The organism is Acetivibrio clariflavus DSM 19732, from assembly GCF_000237085.1.
GTDB lineage: Bacteria > Bacillota > Clostridia > Acetivibrionales > Acetivibrionaceae > Acetivibrio > Acetivibrio clariflavus.
In genome coordinates, this window is sequence record NC_016627.1 from 2,497,593 (window position 1) to 2,524,176 (window position 26,584).

Here is a 26,584-nt window from a genome sequence, read left to right on the forward strand (position 1 = left end):
TACTGGATGTTCTACTTCAACTATATTATGGAAGTTTGTGAGACTCACACTCACTAGGTTTCAATCCTTATTTTACTGGATGTTCTACTTCAACCTGTTTTAATAATTGATATAATATCTGGATCATAATGTTTCAATCCTTATTTTACTGGATGTTCTACTTCAACCAGGTATGATGGTGCAAATATTTTCTACGGCTATGTTTTGTTTCAATCCTTATTTTACTGGATGTTCTACTTCAACATTTGTAGACGGATTAGGAGCATTAAAGCAAGCCATATAGTTTCAATCCTTATTTTACTGGATGTTCTACTTCAACTTAACACCCTTGTGCTGATTGAGGAGCTGACCGTAACGTTTCAATCCTTATTTTACTGGATGTTCTACTTCAACAGGCTTTTTTAAGGAGAATATATGAAGTAATATGTTTGTTTCAATCCTTATTTTACTGGATGTTCTACTTCAACCAGCATTAATAAGCTGATTTACCTTTACAATAACTTTATGTTTCAATCCTTATTTTACTGGATGTTCTACTTCAACTTAAAAGTCCCATCTCTAATTTGCATATCCTCACTCTGTTTCAATCCTTATTTTACTGGATGTTCTACTTCAACTTTAGGATATTTTGCCTGTAAATCTAATAGATATTTAGTGTTTCAATCCTTATTTTACTGGATGTTCTACTTCAACACGAACTTGAGGAAATAATGGCGGAATTACCGCTGCGTTTCAATCCTTATTTTACTGGATGTTCTACTTCAACTTTAGGATATTTTGCCTGTAAATCTAATAGATATTTAGTGTTTCAATCCTTATTTTACTGGATGTTCTACTTCAACACGAACTTGAGGAAATAATGGCGGAATTACCGCTGCGTTTCAATCCTTATTTTACTGGATGTTCTACTTCAACGAATATAAGTGATAAGTTAGGAAGCTTAACTGATGCAGGTTTCAATCCTTATTTTACTGGATGTTCTACTTCAACGGAGTTATATTATCTGTTGAATACGGTGTATATGCTTTAGTTTCAATCCTTATTTTACTGGATGTTCTACTTCAACATATACTGAGATTAGACATACAATCACCTCTTTTAAGTTTCAATCCTTATTTTACTGGATGTTCTACTTCAACCGTGTTAATCCGATTGTTAACCTATTTGTCAATTTAGATGTTTCAATCCTTATTTTACTGGATGTTCTACTTCAACGATACTATCTCAAAACCCTCGTCGAGAGATCCATCTTCTTGTTTCAATCCTTATTTTACTGGATGTTCTACTTCAACTTAATTTTTTATCATTGCAAAACTGTTTAAGCCAAAAAGGTTTCAATCCTTATTTTACTGGATGTTCTACTTCAACTTAATTTGCACAAGGAGGTGCTGGCAGGGTTTATCCCGTTTCAATCCTTATTTTACTGGATGTTCTACTTCAACAATATACCAAGATATTCAATGCTAACAGGGATAAAATGTTTCAATCCTTATTTTACTGGATGTTCTACTTCAACCTGTTTTTTCAATTTCAAATATTCTTTTTGACATTTGTTTCAATCCTTATTTTACTGGATGTTCTACTTCAACAACATTTGGAAAATCTTTGGCGTACCATCCATAGACCCGAGTTTCAATCCTTATTTTACTGGATGTTCTACTTCAACCAAGAGAGATTTAAACAAGAAAAATACAGGTTATTGAAGTTTCAATCCTTATTTTACTGGATGTTCTACTTCAACAAACACAAAGCGGCGGGGTTGCTTGCAAAAAGCACAGTTTCAATCCTTATTTTACTGGATGTTCTACTTCAACTAGATAATTCACAAGAAAAAGCAAAGGTTGAAAAATATTGTTTCAATCCTTATTTTACTGGATGTTCTACTTCAACTGATTACAGAAATGGGATACAATGCAATAGCAGAAGATAGGTTTCAATCCTTATTTTACTGGATGTTCTACTTCAACGGGTTGCCATTAAGTGTAAAGATGTCCGTTTATGCAGGGTTTCAATCCTTATTTTACTGGATGTTCTACTTCAACTGAGCATTCTGCAACCAAATGAATGGAAGATACTCAAGTTTCAATCCTTATTTTACTGGATGTTCTACTTCAACTATAGATTGGTTTGAGTTATATTTAGATGATATTTGTTTCAATCCTTATTTTACTGGATGTTCTACTTCAACAAAAATTACGGAAAAAAAGAGGTTACAATATCTGGGTTTCAATCCTTATTTTACTGGATGTTCTACTTCAACTAATATAACAGGCATATTTACAGTGAGTACGGGCAGCTGTTTCAATCCTTATTTTACTGGATGTTCTACTTCAACCGGGGGCGTGAATCTATGTAAAGCCATCATGGCATGTTTCAATCCTTATTTTACTGGATGTTCTACTTCAACACCTCTCCATATTTTTGTAATATTCCTTGACCATATTGGTTTCAATCCTTATTTTACTGGATGTTCTACTTCAACTAAATTCGACCATGCGATTTGTTACTGGATCTCCAGCGTTTCAATCCTTATTTTACTGGATGTTCTACTTCAACACGATAAATTTGCTCCTGCTCTTTCAACAAGCAGAGTTTCAATCCTTATTTTACTGGATGTTCTACTTCAACCTTAACCTGCTCGACTGAGAACATCTCGGCTGGAAGTTTCAATCCTTATTTTACTGGATGTTCTACTTCAACGTTTTTTTAGTTTCGTCATAATTGCCATATTTAATAGTTTCAATCCTTATTTTACTGGATGTTCTACTTCAACGCCAACAACGTAAGCAAAGGAAATTATTTCTTTGTACCGTTTCAATCCTTATTTTACTGGATGTTCTACTTCAACTTGAAGAAACTGCTAAAAATTTGATTTCTACATTGTTAAAGTTTCAATCCTTATTTTACTGGATGTTCTACTTCAACTACTAACAGAAAAACACCTGATTTTACAAAAATTTTGTTTCAATCCTTATTTTACTGGATGTTCTACTTCAACAATGCTTCGTGAAACCTCACAATTTCGGTACCTTTATGAGTTTCAATCCTTATTTTACTGGATGTTCTACTTCAACGCTGACATTTACAATTTTATACAGTTGGCAAATTGGAGTTTCAATCCTTATTTTACTGGATGTTCTACTTCAACAAGGAGTGAGTATAGCAATAAATACAGCACTAGCAATTGTTGTTTCAATCCTTATTTTACTGGATGTTCTACTTCAACTGCACAAGAGATAAGAAGGTATCTTATAGACTGTGACGTTTCAATCCTTATTTTACTGGATGTTCTACTTCAACACAACTGCGCGCATCATTATCTCAATCAAACACCTCAGTTTCAATCCTTATTTTACTGGATGTTCTACTTCAACTTGGTATACAAAGGAAGTGGAAGATGACGGAGAAGTGTTTCAATCCTTATTTTACTGGATGTTCTACTTCAACAACATGCAACATATAACAAGGTTTTAGCAGAACAATTGTTTCAATCCTTATTTTACTGGATGTTCTACTTCAACCCCCTCAATAATCTGGGTAATCTTTTCGTTTCCTTAGTGTTTCAATCCTTATTTTACTGGATGTTCTACTTCAACAAATAGATGTACTTTATATTGATTTAGAAGCTCAATAGTTTCAATCCTTATTTTACTGGATGTTCTACTTCAACACAACCTATTATATATAATAGGTTACGCGTCCATAAGTTTCAATCCTTATTTTACTGGATGTTCTACTTCAACACCCACAACAAAGAAAAGATTTTTTCGCAAAATCACGTTTCAATCCTTATTTTACTGGATGTTCTACTTCAACTCTATGTTGCCACTCTCATCAGGATCGGCCTCGCAAAGTTTCAATCCTTATTTTACTGGATGTTCTACTTCAACTGGATATAGGGCTGTATTAAAAGATGTTGTTAACGGAAGTTTCAATCCTTATTTTACTGGATGTTCTACTTCAACGCTCATTGCTTTCGCTTCCCTACATGAACTCAAAAAGTTTCAATCCTTATTTTACTGGATGTTCTACTTCAACTTGACCTGATGATTGTACAGTTTTATTCCAATGTAGAGTTTCAATCCTTATTTTACTGGATGTTCTACTTCAACAGCAGCTCGTCAAAAAGAGCTCGAAGAGCTCCGCCAGTGTTTCAATCCTTATTTTACTGGATGTTCTACTTCAACTGTATGTAGAACTTGATGCGAAAGCACGTCAATTGTAGTTTCAATCCTTATTTTACTGGATGTTCTACTTCAACCCTTCGATATTTCCCTGCACTTCCATATTTTCTCAAGTTTCAATCCTTATTTTACTGGATGTTCTACTTCAACATTAATATGAAAATTCCATCATAATTATTGTAACATAGCAGTTTCAATCCTTATTTTACTGGATGTTCTACTTCAACTTTTCTCAGGCTTATAATATCTACGAACATTATCACGAGTTTCAATCCTTATTTTACTGGATGTTCTACTTCAACAGTCCGCGAAGCTTAATCCTTCATACCTCAAGCCTTACAAGCTTTTTTTGACGGACTTTTTTTGAGCTAATTTTATTGCAAAACACAATTTTTTCATATAAAAAATCACATTTTTTAATCATCAACACAAGCTTATAACCCCCAAATTTCAATACTTACAAGCCTGTGACTTCAAATTTCCCAATAATTTTGCATCCACATATTTCCATATACCCATCTCTTTCATTTTTAACATATCACAATTTAACTATATATTCAACTTCTCTGTTCCTATTCCTCCATAAATCTCCTGATTTTTTCAAGGCTTTCCTCCAATATCCTGTTCTGCTCCTTAATTGCATTTACAAATACAGGCTTTATATCCCTATACTCCGTCAACACTTTAGTTGCCCTGTCCACTTCTGCTTTTATCAAAAAGAACTCTATTTCAATCAAATTCTTTAAAAGCGACGGATAGATGGGTGAGTTGATAACCTTGTCGGAAAGTTCCTTTATGGAATTTACCGTTCTCTCATATTCCCTTCTATTCTTTCGAGGATCACAAATATCATTTTCAATTAAGTTTACCAGTTTTAGCTGTTCTTTTGAAAGCTTGTCCAGCTTATCCATCTCCATAGCGACAAATTGCAAATATTCCTGAACACCATTGCCTATAATGTCTCTAAATCTGCTATTGTTATGAATTTCTTTTATATCCCTTTCTAAATACTGCTTTTTAAACTGATATTTATCCATTACATTTGCCAAAGTATCATTTTTGGCATATTCAATATTCAAACCGCCCTCTGTAGCATTTATTATTTCAACCCTTTGTGCTACCTTTTCAAAATATCCCTCAAACCAGTTTTTCATCGCCAAAAATGCCGGTGTGGTGTAGACATCATTGCCGTAAATATCCTTAACTTTAACATAAGTACCTTTGTTTTCCCTAATTCTTTCCGAAAGCGCTCCCGGTTGCTGGTTTGCATAATTGCTTTCATCGGTAAAGGCCAAATCCTGACCCACCAGTATTATCGGGTTGCATCCCATTTTATAAAGTACATCAAAACAAGTATTTGCAACCGAAGGACCGCTTAAGAAAAAGTCCGACTTAATGTTTTGGCGTTTGAAAAATTCATTGGTATACAAGTCCATCGGGTAATTCATTAAAAACTTGGGACCTTGATAGCTTCTAAGAGATTTGGGAGAAACCTGGTTTGAATACAGAAAATATATGTCTTTTGCGGTTACTCTTTCGTGAATTCTTCCTTCATTTTCCCCTGCGTCTATTCCCATCATAAAATGAGGAGTTATACCAAAGTCCTGAAGAACAGTTACCGCTGTGCCGGCAGCCATAATTATACATTTATCTTTCAGTTCCTTAAGCAAATGGACATTTTTTTTGAGGGAAGGCCCTGCCGATACCAGTATTGCCGGCACTCCCTTGAATCTACCGATAAGCTCTGCAGCATTGGAAGCCTCAGCAATTAAATTCAGATTTTTTATATTGTTATGAACCCACAGTTCACCGAATTTTCTCCTTGTTAAAATATCCACAGTAAAGCTTTGAGCCATTTTAACAAAACGGTCTCTTAAATCTTCCCATATTTGAGGAAACAACTCTGCATATACTTCCAAAGGTTCTAATTGTATCCCGCCTTCATCGGTATTCCAAAAGAAAGTACCGATTTTGCCAAGGATTGTATCCTTATCCTCATCCACCAAAATCTCTGCCTTTTCAAACAAAAACTCCAGATTTCTTACGCAAATAATCTGATAAAAGAGGTCAATATTAGGCTCTATTATCAATACTTTTTTGTTCGGAAAGCTGGTTATCAAAACTTCCAGATGGAATGCCATTCCTATTCCAAAGACAATATCAACGCTATTGGACGGGTCCACGTATCTGTCAATCCAAGCATAAGCTTCATTTATTGGGTCTTCATGGTCGCAAAGCACATAGTCTTTTCCCAATGTTCTGACAGCAATGTTAATAACCAGATCATCCTGACGGGCAAGCAAAATCCTTTCAATGGATTTATTTTTTGAAACATAGTTGCCTTTAATGTAACTGTCCATTTTTGAATAAAGATGAGGCTGGTACTTTTTCATTATCTGAAGGTTTTTTTCCAAAACATTATTCATCGGTATCACTCATTTCAGTGTTATTTATGTAAAAACCTGCAAATCCATCTGCATAGGCAGTAAAAATCCTATTTTTCCTTTAACAGTTTACGCAATTCGTCCATAAAAGTATTTATATCTTTAAACTGCCTGTAAACCGAGGCAAACCTTACATAAGCAACCTCATCCAGTTCTTTCAGCCTTTCCATAACCATTTCGCCGATGGTTTGAGAAGTTACCTCCCTTTGAAGCGAGTTATGCAACTGCAATTCAATACTTTCAACAAGGTGTTCCAAATCATTAACGGAAACAGGCCTTTTTTCGCAAGCCCTTAAAAGACCGTTCATAAGCTTCTCCCTGTCAAAGTGTTCCCTGGTTTTATCCTTTTTTATAACCATAAGCGGCAGACTTTCTACCTTTTCATATGTCGTAAAGCGTTTTTGGCACTTGGAACATTCCCTTCGTCTTCTAATAGCAGTCCCTTCATCGGTAGGTCTCGAATCGATGACCTTATCCTCAATAAAACCGCAATACGGACACTTCATAATGCCCCCTCCTCTTTTGTTTTTTATTTATCCTTTGTTTTTTCAGTACCTTCCCTAAAAAATTAATAATGAAGCGAAGACAAGCTTTCAGAAATGATTACGGCAAATTTCGTACATATTCCCGAGTATATCAAAACAAAATCTTTTTACATAATCCAGTTACTATTATATTATAATATCTAGGAATATTAAATCAAATTTATTTAATTTAAATTAATTTGTCCAATTAATAGCTTCCCCTGTAATCTCGGCGCATATCCCTTTCATCAAATTCAACCAATATAATATCTTCACCGATTTTCTTGATTTTACTCCAGGGTATGACATAGTAGTTATCTTTTCCGAAGAAACTAAAGAGCCTGCCTTCTGCCGGTATCACAATGGCATCCAGCTTTCCGGTTTCAAGATTGATTTCCACATCGCAGACAAATCCAAGTCTTCTTCCGTCGGAAATATTAATAACCTCTTTCTGTCTGAAATCCGATGTCCTGTTCATAACCCCACACCTCATAAAACTAATATAATCAATACTATAATATATGAATTGTCTGCAATTCATATGAAAAAACCAGATATCAACTTAAAAAGCAATGATTTTTTAAGTCGAATACCTGGTTTTTTCATAGATTTTTGAAACAGATATTTATGCGGGGAGGCACTAAATTTTAAATATATTTTCGCATATGTGTAAGTGCTGTCTTTTCAAGTCTTGAAACCTGTGCCTGCGAAATTCCGATTTCTTCTGCAACTTCCATCTGCGTTCTTCCGTCAAAAAATCTTAAGTTCAAAATCAGTTTTTCCCTGTCATTTAGCTTTCTCATTGCTTCATTCAGTGCAATGCCTTCGAGCCAGTTTTCATCATTGTTCTTTTCATCTTTTACCTGATCCATAACATATATGGCATCGCCGCCATCATGATACACAGACTCAAACAGTGAGATGGGGTCTTGTATTGCATCCAATGCAAACACAATTTCCTCCTTGGGTATTCCCAATTCCTTGGAAAGTTCCTCTATAGTCGGTTCCTTTGAATTTTTGTTGGTCAAGCGTTCCTTCGCCTGAAGAGCTTTATATGCAATATCTCTCAACGACCGGCTGACACGGATTGAGTTGTTGTCACGCAAATATCTTCGTATCTCGCCGATTATCATTGGTACAGCATAAGTAGAGAATTTTACGTTTTGATTTACGTCGAAATTGTCTATTGCTTTAATAAGACCTATGCAGCCGACCTGGAACAGGTCATCGACATATTCACCTCTGTTGTTGAATCGTTGTATGACGCTTAATACAAGTCTCAGATTTCCCTTAATAAATTCCTCCCTTGCCGACTTGTCACCTTTATGCATTCTTTCAAATAGAGCTTTTTTCTGTTCGTTGGTTAAAACTGGCAGCTTTGATGTGTTTACACCGCATATTTCAACTTTATTGACTAGCATAGAATAACCTCCCGGCAGTAAATTGAAGTCAGTATCATTATTGCCACGGAGGTCATTTTTATACTGCAAAAAAGCATACAAAATTTTCTCAAAAGACCTTGACAAGCCCGTTACTTATTGGGAGAACTAGTTTTTAATTCTATTGTTAATTTATTACAATTTGGCATTCTATACCATTCTGCTTATTTCTTTTTTCAACCTGCTTATTATCTTCTTTTCCAGCCTCGATATGTATGATTGGGAAATACCAAGCATGTCGGCTACTTCCTTCTGAGTTTTTTCCTCTCCTCCGTTGGAAAGGCCAAACCTTAACTCCATAATCTTTTTTTCCCTCACGGACAGTTTTTTCATTGCATTGTTCAAAAGTTCCTTATCCACTTCATCCTCAATACTTCTGTGAATCAAATCGTTTTCAGTTCCTAAAATGTCCGATAAAAGCAGTTCATTTCCATCCCAATCTATATTTAAAGGTTCATCAATGGATATTTCCGTTTTCATCCTGCTGTTTCTTCTAAGATACATCAGTATCTCATTCTCAATACATCTGGAGGCATAGGTTGCAAGCTTAATGTTTTTACCGGGATTGAAGGTATTAATTGCCTTAATCAACCCTATTGTACCAATGGAAATTAAATCTTCCACTCCTACTCCCGTATTTTCAAATTTGCGGGCGATATACACCACAAGTCTTAAGTTTCTTTCAATCAAAATCGTTTTAACTCCATATTCCTTTTTTTCCAGCTTGCTAAGCAAATAGTTCTCCTCTTCACTGCTAAGCGGGGGTGGCAGCGCTTCACTTCCTCCGATATAATGAACCGGAAATCTTTCATGTATTTTGAACCTTTTCAAAAAATTTATGTACTTGATCCAAAAAAAAAGTCTTGCCTTCTTAAGAAGAATCATTATTCCTTCCCCCTTCAGTTTTTGTCTGATTTTATTAATTTACACCAAATCCGGGCTTAGAAGTGCATTATAATTTTCGCCTTTGGAAAGAGCTTTGTTATAAATGCCTACAATCACATCGGTTACCCCCTTCCTTTCATTTTTATCTCCAATTTCTATATAATCCGGTTTAAAGCCTATCAAGATTCCGTTTTCCTTTCCCAGTGATGTAAAAGGAATTATCCTGAATCTTGAAAACCATCTGGAATTAGATACAATCTTTGTTACCCTCACCAAGTCATCCTCTTTCGATTCTTCAAAAATATTCTGAATTTCCTCAGGTAAAATACTTTTTATAGCATTGAACTCCACTACAATGACAGGAGAATGGGTAAGGGGGTCAAACAATGCATTGCCGGTATCAACCAATGCCGACAAATTAATGATTCCATTTTCAAAGGCAATTTTCAAAGGTAAAAGCAGCCTGTCTTTAACCAATCTGCTCTGTATGATTTCCCAGAATATTTTGACTATAATACCTACCGTTGCAACACACAGAACCATAACCGTCCACTTTGAATTCCAGTAGACATAGAAGAATCCGTCCCTTATAAATCCGCCGCTATGATTGAAATATAAAAAGGCAAAACCGGCACCGGCAAAAATAAAGGTTGATATATAGAACATTACCATAGTCTTGAAGAAGGCAGTAAAGCGCTGGAATGAGAAGGCAATTGCTACAATGGCAAAAGAAATTGCTATTTTCGTAATCGTAGTGTAATACACATCAAGTGAAGGATAAACTACCAGGAACGCAACATAAATCGCACCCACAAAGGCTGCCAAAAACAGCCTCAGATGAGATGTTTTATTCTTTGAAAACTTGGCTGTCATTAAGAGAATCAAGTAATTCATAACGATATTTTCAAGTACCAACACATCAAGATATATTTCCATACACTTCACCCCCTGCAAGTGTACATGCTGTCCGTTTAAAGTTACATAAACCCTCTATAATCAAATACTATTAACATATATGCAAGAGCATGTTTTTTTATTCCACTTTTTATTAAAGAAATTTAAAAATAAAATAAAAATTAAAGTTGTCCCGAAGTTCATATTAATTATACAAATTGCCCTATATATAATTTGTCAAACCCCACTGTTGAAAAAAATTATCCTTTGAAAAAAAATGTTAGTACTCATTAAAGCAACATCTTATTGCTCTTTCGTACCGTTCTAAAAAATCCTGTTCAAAATGGAAAAATCATGGTATACTATTATCTAATGAAGGAGGTTCGTATCATGGAGGAAAAAATATTGCAAGCATTAGCTGAATTGAGCAATCAATTTGATAGTCTCAGAAAAGATGTAAACAGCAAGCTTTCAAACTTGGAAAACAAAGTTGATGCTCTGCAAATTCAAACCAAAGAAAATACCGAAATATTAAAATCCCTAGTACACTCAGCAGAAGTAAACAAAGCTGAACATGACAGGATGGACAATGATATAGCACATATCAAAGGCGAATTGGAATCCATCAGAGAAATCTTAGTAAAAGTTGGAATAGTTACATCCAGTAACTGGAATGAAATAGATAAGTTAAATGCAATTAAGTAAATTTCCGGATATGTTCTATATATTTATTTTTCAATTCATTAAAAATACAATAAATAAAAATACAAAAAGAGCAGAAAGGTTACCCTAACTGCTCTTTATTATATCCATTCAATTAATTACTTAAAGCGATTTCTTCTTAAGAATGTCGGAATTTCCAACTCGTCAGACATAGGCTGTGGATCCGGTTCGTTTTCTATTATCCTTCCACTGGATATACCTATTTTCTCAGCAGGTTTTTCCTGCTTTCTGATAGTCGGAACTTTGTCAAATCCGGTTGCTATAACGGTAATTAGCAGCTCGTCCTTTAAGTTTTCATCAATTACAGCACCAAATATGATGTTTGCATCGGGGTCAGCCGATTTCTGCACCAGTTCGGCTGCAGTATTGACTTCAAACAATCCAAGATCCGGACCTCCGGTAATATTGAGAAGCACTCCTCTTGCGCCTTCAATTGAAGTTTCGAGCAATGGACTTAAGATTGCCTGTTTTGCAGCTTCTTCCGCTCTGTTCTCTCCTGATGCCCTTCCAATACCCATATGTGCCAGACCAGTATCCAACATAATGGTCTTTACATCTGCAAAGTCCAGGTTTACAAGTCCCGGTACCGCAATAAGGTCGGAAATACCCTGTACACCCTGTCTTAACACATCATCGGCAATTTTGAAGGCATCCACGATGGAAGTCTTCTTTTCAGCAACCTGAAGCAATCTGTCATTAGGTATAGTCACCAATGTATCAACTACCCCTTTAAGGGTCTCTATACCTCTTTCTGCATGCTGCATTCTCTTTCTTCCTTCAAACATGAAGGGTTTTGTAACAACACCGACAGTAAGGATACCCATTTCCTTTGCAATCTGGGCTACAACCGGTGCTGCACCGGTTCCTGTACCTCCACCCATACCTGCTGTTACAAAAACCATATCGGCACCCTTTATTGCCTGTGCTATTTCATCCCTGCTTTCATTTGCAGCTTTTTCCCCGATTTCGGGATTTGCTCCTGCTCCAAGTCCTTTTGTAAGTTTATCTCCAATCTGGATCTTTGTATTCGCCTTTGACAAAAATAAAGCCTGTTTGTCAGTATTTATTGCAATAAACTCAACTCCGCGAAGTCCCGCAGATATCATTCTATTTACAGCATTATTACCTCCGCCGCCAACACCTACAACTCTAATCTGGGCAAATTGTTCAAGATCAATATCAAATTCCAACAATATGAGTCCCTCCTTATTCTTTCGTAATGCGCCAATCGTCAATCATCTGCCTAAATCTGCTCACGTAACATTCCACATCATATATCCTGTATATCATATATGGTTAATTTCTTCAGTTACATTTTGTCAATTCCATTCTTTCAATATTTAATAATATCTTAATATCAGGATTTATGCAAGAATGTTTTGGTTTGAAAACAAACTAGAATATTAAAACAAATTATTAAATAGATTTGCCAATTTTTTCAAAATACCACCCGGATTCCTTTCCTTTTTCTTTTTCGCCTTCTTGCCTTTGCAATCCGATTCCTTGGCACCGAATCTGTTCACAATATATTTTGCACAGCCGGCAGCAATTAAAAACTCCTGTTGGCTTATGTTTGAAACTCTATAAGACGCAATCCTTACCGGCAAATCAAACATTTCATAGGCCAACTGAATATTTCCGTCGATATAGGAAATACCTCCGCCTGCCAGTACAACTCCTTTTCCATAGCCATTCAACACATTTGCTTCTTTCAGCTGTTCTTTGCAAAGATAAAATATCTCCTGAACTCTTGCTTCTATTATTTCAACAATTTCGGATACCTTTATGTTCTTCTTTTTATTTTCATTTATTTCGTTCACTGTAATTTCCTGGTCATTTTTTATCAGGGAAGTAAGCGCAAGTTCATATTCCCTTTTTAGTTTATCCGCTTCATTGTATGGTATTCTAAGTCCTATGGAAATATCGTTGGAAATATGGTCTCCGCCCACCGGTATTGCACCGAAATAGACCAGTCTGTTGTTTTTTATAACCGATATGTTGGTAATACCTCCGCCTACATCAATAAGTATTACTCCCATATCCTTTTCTTCCTGGGTAAGAGCAACTTCCGCTGCAGCCAGGCCTTCAAGTACAAAACCGTTAACCTTTAACCCAGCTTTTTCCATGCTCTTTAATATATTCTGCACAAAAGTAATTTTTCCTGCAACTACATCAACTTCAACTTCTAATTTTCCCCCCGACATTCCGACAGGGTCTACAATTTCATCATACCCGTCCACAATATACTGTATCGGTATTACATCGATAACCTGTCTATCCTGGGGCAGGTTAACATTCTCTGCACTTTGCAAAACTCTTCTCACATCATTTACGGTAATCTCCCTGTCTTCACCGGAAATACTTATACCGCTTTTATTATGAATTATATCGGCATGTATTCCCATTATATTAACATACGCTGAATCCACTTCAACATTTGCCAGAGATTGTGCTTTTATCATACAGTTTTTAATTGAATTGGCCGTACTCTCTATATCAACTATTATCCCTTTTTTTATGCCGCTGCACGGTTCCATGGCCTTTCCCAATACTTCCAGTTCGCCGGTGTCGCTGGCTCTTGCAATTAATGTACATATTTTTGAAGACCCTATGTCAACGCAACTTATTATATTCTCCACAAGTGTGAACCTCCCATAATCCAAGGCATGTACTTAATAGGCACAGCTTTTTGTCATAGGTAAATTTTTTGGAAAATACCCCAATAATTCATTACATTGTATACTTTGTTTTTTTATTATTGCAACTTATATGTATTTAAAAATAAAATTGAATCCAATTAACATAATATTTGTTTATAAAGTATTTGAAATCCATAATTTTCTACTTAATTTTCAGTATTATTTATTATATTATCTTTTTTTGAAAGTTTATTCAATAGTATTCTACGAATAATTGCAAAATTCAAAAACAGTCGGTTTCCGAAAGCGAATACTGCTGCAAGATAAAGCTGAATACCCAGCTTATCGCCTATATATGCCAATATTGCTGCCAAAACGGCATTGCCGAAAAATCCTGTCAGGAATACACTTAGATTGAATTTCTTCTGTAAAGTTGCCAAAACGCCTCCAAATACAGAATCTAAGGCAGCAAGTATAGCAATGGCCACATAATTCGAATATGCCGCAGGGATATCGTAAGGAATAAATATCCCCAATATAATACCGATAATTAATCCCAGCAAAGGTAACATAACATTGTCCTCCTATTGTTCCGGAATAAAACTCGGGGTGTCCCCTGTTGTAAAATCCAAATAACCTTTATCGTTTTTGTCCAGCTTGTTGAAAAAAACCTCTCTTAAAAAACTTAATCGGTAATTGCTTATTTTTTTATAATTTCCAAGATTGACTTTAATCCTCGAATCCAGCATAAGACCGATATTATCCCAATCCGAAACATCAATATAGTTCACATATTTAAAAATTGCTTTGCTGCTGTCATAAACATTATCATTATCCAAATTTTTAATTTCATCAACTACCTTTATATATATATCAAATTTCCTGCTGTCCTCTGCATTTAAAGCTTGTCCCAATTGACAGCCGTCAAAGCCCAGCCCTTTAACACAAGGCAAATTCAAGCCGGAAATATCATCCTTCAAATCAAGTATATAACCTTCTTTATCAATAATCAAATATTTATCCATGTAAGGACTGACTACAAAGGGATCTCTTTCCGTCAAAGCAATATTTACTTTATTGGGAATCCCCAGCCTAACGGAAGCTTTTTTAACATAGTGACATTTTTCCTCAATGCTTTTTTCCGCCTGGATGGATCTAAACAATAATATGCTCTTAACATCCCAACCATTCGTCCTAAACCAATTATTTCCCACAACCAGATTGGTTACTCCTATTATTTCGTTTGCATCATAATGAATATTTCCCGAAACGCTGATGGAACTTATATTAAACAGCGGTGACAGTGCAAGGAGAACTAAAGTTCCCACAAATAAGACACTCAGCAGGAGAGACCTAAAAAATTTCAATCTCCTTTTTCGTCTTCTGGCTTTTCTTTTGTATATTCTATCCGCTTCCCTCGGCTTACCAGTCCCTTGATTCTTTTTACTCAAAACACTAACCCCTTTATTCTTCCCTAGTAATTAATGCTCCGACTTGCGACAGTCTTTCTTCGATTTTTTCGTATCCTCTGTCAATATGCTTCGTACCACTGACAACTGTTGTGCCTTCTGCAGCAAGACCGGCCAATACCAATGCGGCACCGCCTCTTAAATCCCTTGCGGTAACCGTTGCCCCAGTGAGCCCCTTCACACCTTTTATTACTGCCAGCCGTCCTTCAAGTTTAATATCGGCACCCATTCTCATAAGCTCTTCAACATGTTTGTAACGGTTTTCAAAGATTGTTTCAACAAAAATACTTGTTCCGCGCGCTATGGAAAGCAGTGAGATAAACTGGGACTGCATATCCGTCGGAAATCCCGGATACGGTAAAGTTCTTATTATATCAATTGCCTTTGGTCTGGTTGGTCCGAAAATATGTATTGTATTCTTTTTTGTATTTATACGGCAGCCGCATTCTCTCAAGTATGTAATCACAGGTATCAAATGTTCCGGCATAACGCTTCTAAGTGTAATATCACCGCCGGTTATTGCCGCCGCCACCAGATATGTACCTGCTACTATTCTGTCGGGAATCACAGTGTGCTCAACATCCCGCAGTTTTTTATTATTCCCTTTTATCCTTATAATACTCGTACCGGCCCCAGTTATATCCACGCCCATACCTATAAGGAATTTTTGCAGATCAACAATTTCCGGTTCTCTTGCTGCATGCCTTATAATCGTGTCCCCTTCTGCAAACACCGCTGCCAGCATTATATTCTCTGTTGCTCCGACACTTGGGAAATCCAGTTGTATATCCGCACCTTTCAGTTTATCGGCCTCACAGTAAATAAATCCGTGGTGGGCATCATGGACCTTTACTCCCATCTTCCGCATTGCCTTCAGGTGCAAATCTATAGGTCTCGGACCTATTTCACACCCGCCTGAGTGTGAAAAATTATTGGCACATTGTTCTATATCTATAACATTTTATCACTTAAAAATTAATGTATCAAATATTTTTTTGCGGAAATACTTTCCGTATAATTGAAATTTATAATAATATTGTAACCGATAGTGGTCATAATCTATATAAAACTATTCTGTCTTAAAATTTTATATATATAATACAAAACCTTTATGTTATAATAATTACTCAGAGCATTTTGCCAACTTGTTCTTGCTTCCTTCCTCCAATTGGAAGAAGGCAGTATAAAAAAATAAATTTAGAAGTAGGGACCTGTATGAACATAAGACTTACGTTTACAATAATAGTTACCAAAATACTGGTTTTTGCACTGAGACTGCTAAAAAGCGGAGGTACCACTCTTCCCGGCAAAGTTGCCCGGAAACTTTATCCCGATATAATAAAGGTTATATCCAGGGATTATAAAATAATCATGGTAACCGGTACCAACGGTAAAACTACTACCACCAGGATAATAGGCGAAATTTTGAAAGTTAACAATCTGAAATACATTTCGAACAAATCAGGGGCAAACCTCTTCGGAGGTATTGTTACAACTTTTATTGACTCGGTTGACCTACGCGGCAGGGCAAAGGCACCCATAGCCCTTATTGAGGTTGACGAGGCTGCCTTTAACGTAGTAACCGACTATATTGAACCGGATGTTCTTGTGGTAACAAACTTCTTCAGAGATCAGCTGGACCGCTATGGCGAATTGTACTCCACTTTGAACAGCGTAAAATCGGGAATCGGCAAATGCCAAAAAACAAAGCTTGTTTTAAACGCCGATGACTCTTTATGTGCTTCTTTAGGAAAAGACAGCGGCAAGGAAGTCGTCTATTACGGTTTTGCAAAGGAAGCATACTCTTCGGCTGAGAAACTTGTCAATTCCGATGCTATGTTCTGCATATTCTGCAAAACCAAATATGACTACGAAAATCATGTTTACGGGCACCTTGGCACCTTTGTCTGCAGTTCCTGCGGTTACTGCAGGCCTCAGAGCCGGGTAACCTGTGAAAAAGTGCTGGAATTAAACACTTCCCATTCCAATGTATTATTCTCCATAATCTCAAAAGAAAGTGAGCTGGAGAACAAAACATTGCAGGCAAAAATCAACCTCCCCGGGCTTTATAACATTTACAATGCTTTGGCTGCCACTGCTTGTGCTACAGCTTTGGAGCTTTCTTCCGACAACCTTGTTGAAGCCCTGGAAAACTTTGAATGCGGTTTCGGAAGAATGGAGACAATTTCAACCGAAGGTAAAACCATAAAAGTTATTTTGGTCAAAAACCCTACCGGTTTTAACCAGGTTTTGAATTTCCTCATGACAGAAGATAAAAACATGCAAGTTGCATTTCTTATAAACGATAGACTGGCTGACGGTACCGATATATCTTGGTTATGGGATGTTGACTTCGAAATACTGGAAGATGCTCAAGAAAGAATTGACAACTTTTACGTGTCGGGTATCAGAGCCGAAGATATGGCCGTAAGGCTAAAATATGCGGGAATAGACTGCAGTAAAATCCATATTGTAAAGAACTATGAAGAACTTTTGGCAAAAGGACTTTCCAATACGGAAACCGGCCACAATTTTTATATACTTCCTACGTATACGGCTATGCTGGATATCAGAAAGCTGCTCAGGAAGAAATTTGGATTAAAGGAGTTTTGGAAATAGTATGTATGAGCTGAATATATGTCATCTGTATCCCGATTTGCTGAACCTCTATGGAGACAGAGGAAATATCATTGCAATTGCCAGACGTTCACAATGGCGGGGAATTAAAGTTAACATATCCGACATCAGCATCGGCGATAAATTTGATGCTGAAAAATACGATATTATCTTTCTTGGCGGCGGCCAGGATTTTGAACAGGAAGTAATACAGGATGACGTATTGAATAAAAAGGGCAATGAGATCAGAAATGCCATTGAAAACGATAAAATCTTTCTTGCCATCTGCGGTGGCTATCAACTTCTGGGGAACTACTACAAAACCTGGGACGGAAAAGAAATAGAGTTCCTGAGAGCCCTTGACCTTTGGACTATCGGAAGCAAAAAACGAATGATAGGAAACTTTTGCTTTGAGTGCGACTTTTTAAAAACCGACAGCTTTGACGGAAGAGTTGTAGGTTTCGAAAACCATTCCGGCAGGACTTACTTAGGTCCTTCCGTCAGACCCCTCGGAAAGATTGTCAAAGGTTATGGCAATAACGGTGAAGACGGATTTGAAGGTGCAATCTACAAAAATGTCTATTGTTCCTATTCCCATGGCAGTCTGCTTCCTAAAAATCCTCACCTGACCGACTACCTTATTACCCTTGCCCTCAAGCAGAAATATAAGGATTTTGATTCTCTTGAGAAACTGAATGATGAATTTGAAGAACTGGCGCGTAAAACCATGATTCAAAGAATAGTGGGATAAACAGATAAAAAAGCTCCGAAGGCCGAAACCTTCGGAGTTTTTTAATTCAGTATCATATTTAATCAATTATCGTAATGGGAAGAGATTCTGTTATAATGCTTACCTACAATCATAATATCTTCCATATTTATAGCACCGTCTTTGTTGATGTCGCTGCTTTCTTCATACCTGTCATCGCCTTTTACAGCATTGTAGGATTTACATATATGCATTATATCTTCCATATTAATAGCATTATCCTGCTGGCCGTTTATTACCATATCTCCAGCCCACATAATTATTGGTGCATCTTGTGTAGATATTTCGATATTTCCGGTAACAACAACATTTTTTATCTCCCTTGCAAGATAGTTTGCCTTTGTAATTTTAAGTGTATATCCTTCTTCCCTTGCAGGTACTCCGGATATTTTAAAATATCCGTCTTTGGATTCGGCTTTCAAACCTGTTCCCACTATTTCCACTACAAAGCCAGATTCTATCTCGGAAAGCTTATCTTCATTATACATAAAGTCGGATTTGATGTAACCGGAAACGCTATATTTATCTGCACCCTCAACGAGTTTTAACAGACCGAAAGCTTCGGTGTTCTTGTAACCGACTCCTGTTGCGTCATTCCAGTTGGACATTCCGTCTCTTACTCCATTGGCATCGGAATCGTCATTTACCTGTACATCAAAGCCCATTATGTGTCCTGCGCTTTTTGGTGTCTTAAACGGAACTGCTGCTTCTACAAGGTATCCCGTTACTGTGTCCTCGCCATACACAAATTTTGTTACCGTAACAAATTTGTCGTCAAGACAGTTGGCACCATAAGATTGTACATTATTGTAGTTTACACGGTATTGGGCATCATCATATTCATATTCGGCAGTTCTTCCGTTGTTTTCGTCAATAAAGAACTCAATTGAATCCTGCTCCCACGGATTTTCAGCTGCGTCGCATAAGTTATTGTCCTCCACATAAGCCAAAACATATAAGTAATTTTCATCCCACAATGTTTTAACAGTAGCTTTTGAAGGATTGGTTCCTGCAGTAATTATATCAGTGGAAATTTCGTTTGCATCTGCCCAAATATCATCCACTTCTCCGTCAATAATCGGAGTACCTTTTAGAGCTTCAGTATACTTAGGATTGATAAGCCTCAAAACACCGTAACCGGAAGTATCCGCATCCTGGTTATTTTTTGTGTCGTTCCAGCTGACCTTTACTGCTGCATCGCCTTCACCATAAGTCAGCCTTACATCAAAGCCTATTTTACTTGCAGGACTGTCAATAAACGGCATGCAAACTTCAAACTCATAACCGTCCTCTGTTTTGTTCGAAATTACCGTAACTGCACCGGTAGTTTCACCGGAAGCTGTAAAGGCATAGTAAACATCTTCCGTTTCGTTTCTTTCATTCTTGCTGTTGTTTTCATCAATGTAGAACTCAATTTTTGACGGTTCTCCATTCACCTTCAGCAAAGCATAAAGGTTCTCGTCATCCCACAAAGTCTTGACTGTTCCTTTTACATTGCCGTTCGAGTCAACAATATTTACGCTCTTTGCTATATCCCATACATCATCTTTGCTGCCGTCAATAATTGGACTTCCCTTAAAGGACAGTGCATTATTTATGAATACAGGCAGCTTTGAAGCATCGACCAATGCCCAGTATGCGTATTTTGCTTTTCCGTATTTGTCGAACAGCAATGGTGCATCGGTTCTGCTTATACCGTCATGGTAGTTCAACCAGGTCATATCATCTTTTAATCCCCAGAAAGTAACTCCCTTTATTTTACCAGGGTACTCTTCAGCAAGCTTCTTCAACATATCGAAAAGTTCTTTATATTTGTATGCCTGTTTAATTAACTGTTCCTCAGTTATCGGTGCGTTTGGTTCAGTCAAACTGTTATATACCGACATATCCAACTCTGTAATCTCAACTTCAAGTCCTAAGTCAAGATAACCTTTTAAAGTCTCTTTAATTCCTTCTACTGAGCCATAGTTTATTCCAATATGACCTTGATGTCCAACACCGTCGATGTGAGATTTTTCTTTAAGTTCTTTAACCAAGTTAAGCATTGCTTCTCTCTTTTGAGGATTTTCCTCATTGTTGTAGTCGTTGTAGTATAGTTTTACTTTACCTACAAGACCTTCCTCAACAAGGGCCTCATAAGCATAATCAAAGGCTTTTATAACATAGTCGTCACCAATAATCTGTCTCCACTTGGAATTTCTGAGACCATAAGGCTGGCTGTCTCCAATGGCTTCGTTTACAACATCCCAAACTTCAACTTTGTCGCCATAGTACTTAATCAAAGTCTTAATGTGTGTTTTCATTCTCTCTAAGAGTACTTCCCTTGATACATCATTTCCTTCATCATCAACAAATATCCAGCTCGGTACTGCCTGATGCCATAAAAGAGTATGGCCTCTTAAACGCATTCCGTTTTCCTGAGTAAATTCAACATAACGATCGCCTTTCGCAAAATTGAAACTACCTTCTCTTGGCTGCATTGAGTCAATCTTCATATCGTTTTCGGCAGTAATACTGTTAAAGTGCTTTTTAATCAAATCCGACTGAAGTTGGTTATCAAATGCCGAAGACGGTACTGCAACCCCAATAGGGAAATAGTCGGCATAGACATCTTTCAGTGAAGGAATGTCCGGTTCAATACCTTCCTCAGGCAATGGTGCAACTATGAGCACATCGTCTATACCTATTTCTGTTGTAGGATGGCCTGATTCAACATATATAAAGAGCTGTTCCAATTCACCGGTATATGTAATGGTATAAGTTCCTTTCAATTCAACCCATGTACGGCTTGGAACTTCATAATCCACAGCTATTGTGTTATATGTAGGATCCCCGTCGGCATCAGTACAGATTGTTATTCTCATCTCCTGGGGTTTTCCAGAAGTTTGATAAACCCACATGGATACTTCTATAGTCTGACCCTTCTTTACTTTATTCATAAGGTCGAATTTTGCTCCCTGCCATGTGTCTGCTCTGCCGGTAACAAACAGGCTCTTGAAACCGCCATGAGCAGTAGATCCGTTGATATAAAGCTTTGCGTCAGTACCGGTACCGTTGGCAGTCCAGCCGTCAAATTTGGATTCTTCAAAGCTTGTATTGCATATTATTGCATCTTCTTTCGGATCTTTAATTTTACCTGCAATAACTATGTCATCCACAAAGAAATCAAAACCCAATTCCGGTGATTCCAAATAGAAAGTAAGGCCTAAAGGTTCTCCGGTGTAATCATAGGTATACAAACCTTCCAATTTGGTCCACTTTCCGCTTGGAACTTCAAGATTCTCTGCTACAGTTGTATAAAACTTGGCGTCATATAGGTTTTCACTGGTGTCATCGGGACAGTAGGCTGTAAATTTGAAAGGCTGAGGCTCTCCGCTGTCCTGATATACCCATGCCGAAGCATAATAAGTGTTTCCTTTAACCAGCTTGCCCATTAAATTGACTGTAGGGCCTTCCCATGGATTGCTTCTTCCTGTAACTTCCATGCTGTAGTCGCCGCTATTGGCAACTTTATCGCTTATGGCCAGGACTGAACCTGCACCGCTCCAACCCGCTGTGCTGTTGTTTTCAAAATTGCTGTTTACAACAGCCGGACCAACTATAATTATATCGTCAACATAGAAATCAAAACCGATTTCTGCTGCTTCAACATATATAACCATATCTATAGGCGAACCTTCATATTTATAGGTATACAAACCTTCCAATCTTGTCCATTCTCCGCTTGGAACTTCAAGATTCTCTGCTATGGTTGTATAGAACTTGCTGTCATAGAGATCTTCGCTGGTATCATCACAGCTATAAGCTGTCATTCTGAAAGTCTGCGGTTCTCCGGAATCCTGGTATACCCAGGCTGAACAATAATAGGTCTCACCTTTTTCCACTTTGCCCAAAAGGTTAATTTGCGGACCTTCCCAGGCATAAGTCCTGTCCGATACTTTTAAACTTTTTGTTCCTCCGTGAGCAATATCGGAGACAATTGTGTTTTTCTCGGTATACTTGTTATTTACGCCAGAAAGTGTACCGTTTTCAAACCCTGTGGCAAACGGAAACAAATTTGTTTCCTGCTCAACTGTGAAAGCCGATACATTTCCTATAAATAGTGCCGAAACTAAAAAACTCAGCACTGTCACTAGTGAAATAATTCCCCTAGCTTTCATTTTTGTTCCCCCTTGTTTTAATATTTTTTATATAAATATCCCATCAGGCGTGCAAAAGCAAACCCGACAGAATATCCGATAACAGTGACAATAACAAAAAATTATAAAATCATATATATTACTTCGATATTATTTACTTAATATAATGCCTATTGCGGAATCTAAAGATTATCAGCGTGTAAACAACACTATTACAATATCAGAAAGTGCTTTCCATATAAGATCTAACTAAATTGAATACTGCATTGGAAGGATATATTTTAATTCAGATATAGGTTATAATTAAAAATAGTTTCTCTACTAAATATTATATCTTAATCGGGAGTTTCGCAACAATAATTTCAATCAATAAAAAAACTTAATCTGTAAATTCAATGCATTTTCCTCATATTCAAATGTTTTTGGAATTTAACATAAAAAATAAAAAATGGACTTTCAACAGTCCATCCCGTAAAATCCATCGATTTGTTAAATTTATATGTTAATTGGCTTTTGGAAATTCATTGTCGGCTCTGTGAAAAAATCTGTGCCGTTTAAACTTTTAAACACCCTAAATATTCTGTGATATATGCTGTATCGCACTTTTCAATAATTCCACTTCTTCTCTGTTCATCTCATTCATTTCTTCGTGTCTGCGTTCGTTAATTTCAAAATGATTTTGCTGAACCTCTGCCAATATCTTAATATTATCATTTGCTTTTTCAAGTAAAGCATTATTTTTATCTACTTTTTTATTTAGTTCATAAATACTTTTATTAGCCTCATCTACCCTTTGATTGAGTTCATATATATTTTTATTGGCATCATCAATCCTTTGATTTACCCCGTCAAACTTTTTATCTACCTCATCAAATTTTCTGTCTATTTCATCAAACCTTTGATTTACTTCCAACTTAAAACTGGTTAATTCGCTATATATCCTTTCCATCATTTCATATAACTTATTCTCCATAGCATCACTCTCCTCAAACAGTATATCATTAAATTCTTATTTTTTAAACAGATTTTTTTATTTATTTTTTTAATATAAAAAATCTCAGAAACGTCTATTTTCTGAGATTTTTTATATTCCTTAAATTTCGGTTATGTGTAAACAATTTTTTCAATATAGTCTTATAATTTTGACTCCTCGGCATATTGCAGAATTCTTGTCAGTGTAACCTCAAAACATATCTTAATTGCTTCAAAGTCCATATTGGATATATAATAGGTTTCCATTCTATCATGAATTTCTTTTGCCTTGGCAATGCTTTTTATTGCGCTATCCATGATAGAATCGAACTGCTCCTTGTTGTATTCCAGCTCGCACTTATATTTATCCAATATCTTATTATCTATATATTCATCAAGATTTATAGGTACAATGTCTTTTATATTAATTTTGTGATATTCATTTGAAGTAGCAAGGGCCACTCCCAGTTTAGGTATAACCAAATGCTCAAGCTTCAGGGGATTTAATGCGCAATAATAAGCCTCAACATCATACCCTTTTTCAACTGCTGTTTCCATAACCTTTGAAATTACTTTCTCAGTCCCTGTTCCGGGCCTGCCTTCCAACATATAGACCTTATTACCTTCCAACAGGGTAGACAAATAGTTAACATACCCGTTAGGCGTTATCGCACTTGCAAAAAGCCGCCTTATACTGCCTTCCTTTTTCGCTGTATCAGTATCTCCAAACAAGAGGTCTATAAATTCTTTTGCAACTGAATTGACTTTGGCATTGTCAATCCCCCAGCTTATAATTTCCATGCTGTCCTCATAAAAGGAATAGGCCCCTTTTATGTACCTGTATGCCCTTCTGAAATTCCTACCCACTTCCCGGTTATCATCCATTATCTCTCTTTTGTGTTTACGTATCCCCTCTTCATTCCAGAAATCGCCAAGATGTATAATCTCGTCCACAGCACCGGGATTTTTAGGGTCCACTACATGGGATTGGGTATGATATACACAAACTTTTCAGTATTTATAACAGATAACTGGTCTGGCCCTTATATATACGAGGTTTTGCAACCTAGAACAAAGAACCGTCCCCTGTTCTAGGTTAGAAGGGATTGGATTTCTTTTATTATGTCATCTTTGTCCACCAGTTTCTTTATCTTCTTGTCCCTTGTGCATATTTCGATTTTATTTGCTTCCAGATTTTTTGCGCTTACAATTACTCTGACTGGTATGCCCAGCAAATCGGCATCAGCAAACTGTACACCGGCGTTCAGCCCTCGGTCGTCAATTATAACCTCGTACTTTTGCTGTCTGAGCTTTTCATATAATTCGAAAGCAAACTCATTGACCCCTTCCTTATTACTGTTCAGTACACAAATATGAATATGCCACGGTGCTATTGAAACAGGCCAGATAGGACCGTAATCATCATGTCTTGCCTCAATCACTGCTGCCATCAATCTGCCCACACCTATACCGTAACATCCCATTATGGGGTTTTTACGCTGACCGTCCACATCAGTATATTCCATATTCATGCTGGCAGTATATTTTGTACCCAGCTGGAATATATTACCTACTTCAATCCCCCTTACCAGCTCTATAACTCCCGAATTACAATTTAAGCACCGGTCTCCACTATTGATTTTCGATACATCGTAATACTTATCTACTTTAATATCCCGTTTCATGCTAAAACCTTTCATATGGTAATCCTTTTTGTTAGCACCACAGATAAGGTTAAGCTCACCTTCCAATGATCTGTCAAAGATTATATCCAATTCTACTTCATCCAGCCCCATCGGGCCTATGAACCCAAAGCATAGAGGCACATCCTTATGTTCTGTCAGTGGAAATACATTGGCTCCAACTATTTTTCTCAATTTTGCCTCATTTACTTCCAGGTCTCCTCTTATGAAAACCACCAAAGGCTTGGATGAATTCTGAACTGCAAAAACAGCCGACTTGACAAAGCGACCGGCAGGCAATCCAAAGAAAGATGCCAAGTCGTCTATAGTGGTTATGTCAGGTGTATGAACTTCCTTAAGAATATTCTCCGAACAGTCATTATGCTTTATATTGGCCCGGGCAACTTCAAGGTTGGCTTTATAACCGCACTGTTTGCAAACGGCAATGGTATCTTCACCGGCCTCACACAACAGCATGAACTCGTGGGCAACATTTCCGCCCATCATTCCTGTATCGGATCCAACGGCTACAACTTCAGGAATACCGACGCGTCTGAAAATTCTATGATAGGCTTCAAAGCATTCTTGATAAAATTTTTCCAAATCTTCCTGGGATGTATGAAAGGAATAGGCATCCTTCATGGTAAATTCCCGAACTCTGATAAGTCCGCCCCTGGGTCTAGGTTCATCTCTGAATTTGGTTTGTATCTGGTATATCATAAAAGGATATTTACTGTAGCTTACTGCATCATTCCTGACCAAATGGACCGCAGCTTCCTCATGGGTCATACCCAAAAGCATATCATGGTCGTTTCTGTCCTTAAATCTTGCAAGTTCTGCTCCTATGGCTTTGTACCTTCCCGATTCTTCCCAAAGTTCCTTCGGCATAACCACCGGCAGCAATACTTCCTGCCCTCCGATAGAATCCATTTCCTCACGAATAATCTGTTCAATCTTGGACACAATCCTTTTTGCCGGAGGCAAAAGGGAATATATCCCGTTGGAAACTTGTTTTACATACCCGCCTCTAAGTAAAAAAATGTGGCTAATCAAACTTGCCTCTGCAGGTTTTTCCTTATATCTTTCTCCCAATAATCTTGACAATCTCATCTACAACACTCCTTGTAAAATCTATATGTCAACCTGACATTGCAGACTTAAATTTCATAAAACTTAAAATACCATATCCATTGCAAAAAAACAAG

At 37.0% G+C, this 26,584-nt stretch carries 17 protein-coding genes, 1 pseudogene and 1 CRISPR repeat array (1 of these 19 running past the window's edge); of the genes and pseudogenes, 3 read left to right on the forward strand and 15 right to left on the reverse strand.

What is annotated here, in order from left to right:
- A CRISPR array of direct repeats spans window positions 1–4,486; the repeat unit is 37 nt; unit sequence GTTTCAATCCTTATTTTACTGGATGTTCTACTTCAAC; it begins 1,348 nt to the left of the window's first position.
- Window positions 4,487–4,756: 270 nt separating this feature from the next.
- The 6 genes from CLOCL_RS10605 to spoIIGA form a co-directional block, all read right to left on the reverse strand.
- Window positions 4,757–6,610, reverse strand: a complete 1,854-nt coding sequence (locus tag CLOCL_RS10605) for a motility associated factor glycosyltransferase family protein (RefSeq protein WP_014255352.1) — start codon at window positions 6,608–6,610, stop codon at window positions 4,757–4,759.
- A 68-nt stretch (window positions 6,611–6,678) separates the two neighbouring features.
- Window positions 6,679–7,134, reverse strand: coding sequence for a transcriptional regulator NrdR (nrdR, locus tag CLOCL_RS10610; RefSeq protein ID WP_014255353.1), 456 nt, complete (start codon window positions 7,132–7,134; stop codon window positions 6,679–6,681).
- A gap of 226 nt (window positions 7,135–7,360) precedes the next feature.
- Window positions 7,361–7,630, reverse strand: a complete 270-nt coding sequence (locus CLOCL_RS10615; RefSeq protein WP_014255354.1) for a YlmC/YmxH family sporulation protein — start codon at window positions 7,628–7,630, stop codon at window positions 7,361–7,363.
- Window positions 7,631–7,799: 169 nt separating this feature from the next.
- Window positions 7,800–8,573 (reverse strand): RNA polymerase sporulation sigma factor SigG, encoded by a 774-nt coding sequence (gene sigG / locus CLOCL_RS10620; RefSeq protein ID WP_014255355.1) that lies wholly within the window; start codon window positions 8,571–8,573, stop codon window positions 7,800–7,802.
- A 168-nt stretch (window positions 8,574–8,741) separates the two neighbouring features.
- Window positions 8,742–9,476: an RNA polymerase sporulation sigma factor SigE gene (sigE, locus tag CLOCL_RS10625; protein ID WP_014255356.1), complete on the reverse strand. Its 735-nt coding sequence runs from the start codon at window positions 9,474–9,476 to the stop codon at window positions 8,742–8,744.
- 39 nt (window positions 9,477–9,515) lie between these two features.
- Window positions 9,516–10,412 carry a sigma-E processing peptidase SpoIIGA gene (gene spoIIGA, locus CLOCL_RS10630; protein ID WP_014255357.1) on the reverse strand — a complete coding sequence of 299 codons (897 nt, stop codon included), beginning with the start codon at window positions 10,410–10,412 and terminating at the stop codon, window positions 9,516–9,518.
- A gap of 348 nt (window positions 10,413–10,760) precedes the next feature.
- On the opposite strand from spoIIGA, the gene CLOCL_RS10635 reads away from it, so the two are divergent.
- Window positions 10,761–11,075 carry a hypothetical protein gene (locus CLOCL_RS10635; RefSeq protein WP_014255358.1) on the forward strand — a complete coding sequence of 105 codons (315 nt, stop codon included), beginning with the start codon at window positions 10,761–10,763 and terminating at the stop codon, window positions 11,073–11,075.
- Window positions 11,076–11,191: 116 nt separating this feature from the next.
- On the opposite strand, the gene ftsZ is transcribed toward CLOCL_RS10635, so the two are convergent.
- From ftsZ to murA, 5 genes and pseudogenes are all read right to left on the reverse strand, one after another.
- A complete protein-coding gene (gene ftsZ / locus CLOCL_RS10640) occupies window positions 11,192–12,286 on the reverse strand; it encodes a cell division protein FtsZ (protein WP_014255359.1) in 1,095 nt (364 codons plus the stop codon).
- A 210-nt stretch (window positions 12,287–12,496) separates the two neighbouring features.
- Window positions 12,497–13,732, reverse strand: coding sequence for a cell division protein FtsA (gene ftsA / locus CLOCL_RS10645; RefSeq protein WP_014255360.1), 1,236 nt, complete (start codon window positions 13,730–13,732; stop codon window positions 12,497–12,499).
- A gap of 206 nt (window positions 13,733–13,938) precedes the next feature.
- A complete protein-coding gene (locus tag CLOCL_RS10650) occupies window positions 13,939–14,304 on the reverse strand; it encodes a small basic family protein (RefSeq protein WP_014255361.1) in 366 nt (121 codons plus the stop codon).
- Window positions 14,305–14,316: 12 nt separating this feature from the next.
- Window positions 14,317–15,183, reverse strand: coding sequence for a cell division protein FtsQ/DivIB (locus CLOCL_RS10655; protein WP_014255362.1), 867 nt, complete (start codon window positions 15,181–15,183; stop codon window positions 14,317–14,319).
- A gap of 13 nt (window positions 15,184–15,196) precedes the next feature.
- Window positions 15,197–16,126 (reverse strand): annotated as a pseudogene (gene murA / locus CLOCL_RS10660) (UDP-N-acetylglucosamine 1-carboxyvinyltransferase); the annotation flags it as partial.
- 290 nt (window positions 16,127–16,416) lie between these two features.
- Between murA and CLOCL_RS10665 the strand changes: the two are divergent.
- Window positions 16,417–17,820: a Mur ligase family protein gene (locus CLOCL_RS10665; protein WP_014255363.1), complete on the forward strand. Its 1,404-nt coding sequence runs from the start codon at window positions 16,417–16,419 to the stop codon at window positions 17,818–17,820.
- A gap of 1 nt (window position 17,821) precedes the next feature.
- On the forward strand, window positions 17,822–18,568 hold the full coding sequence (locus CLOCL_RS10670; RefSeq protein ID WP_014255364.1) for a type 1 glutamine amidotransferase: 747 nt from the start codon (window positions 17,822–17,824) through the stop codon (window positions 18,566–18,568).
- Window positions 18,569–18,630: 62 nt separating this feature from the next.
- Here CLOCL_RS10670 and CLOCL_RS10675 read toward each other — a convergent pair whose 3' ends face one another.
- The 4 genes from CLOCL_RS10675 to CLOCL_RS10690 all read right to left on the reverse strand — a co-directional run bounded on the left by CLOCL_RS10675 (window position 18,631) and on the right by CLOCL_RS10690 (window position 26,489).
- Window positions 18,631–22,746: an endo-1,4-beta-xylanase gene (locus tag CLOCL_RS10675; protein WP_014255365.1), complete on the reverse strand. Its 4,116-nt coding sequence runs from the start codon at window positions 22,744–22,746 to the stop codon at window positions 18,631–18,633.
- Between the two features lie 550 nt (window positions 22,747–23,296).
- Window positions 23,297–23,698 (reverse strand): coiled-coil domain-containing protein, encoded by a 402-nt coding sequence (locus CLOCL_RS10680; protein WP_014255366.1) that lies wholly within the window; start codon window positions 23,696–23,698, stop codon window positions 23,297–23,299.
- A gap of 161 nt (window positions 23,699–23,859) precedes the next feature.
- Entirely contained in the window at window positions 23,860–24,651 is a 792-nt protein-coding gene (locus CLOCL_RS10685) for an ATPase (RefSeq protein ID WP_245532779.1), read from the reverse strand.
- A gap of 137 nt (window positions 24,652–24,788) precedes the next feature.
- Window positions 24,789–26,489, reverse strand: a complete 1,701-nt coding sequence (locus CLOCL_RS10690) for a proline--tRNA ligase (RefSeq protein ID WP_014255368.1) — start codon at window positions 26,487–26,489, stop codon at window positions 24,789–24,791.
- Window positions 26,490–26,584 lie beyond the last annotated feature (95 nt).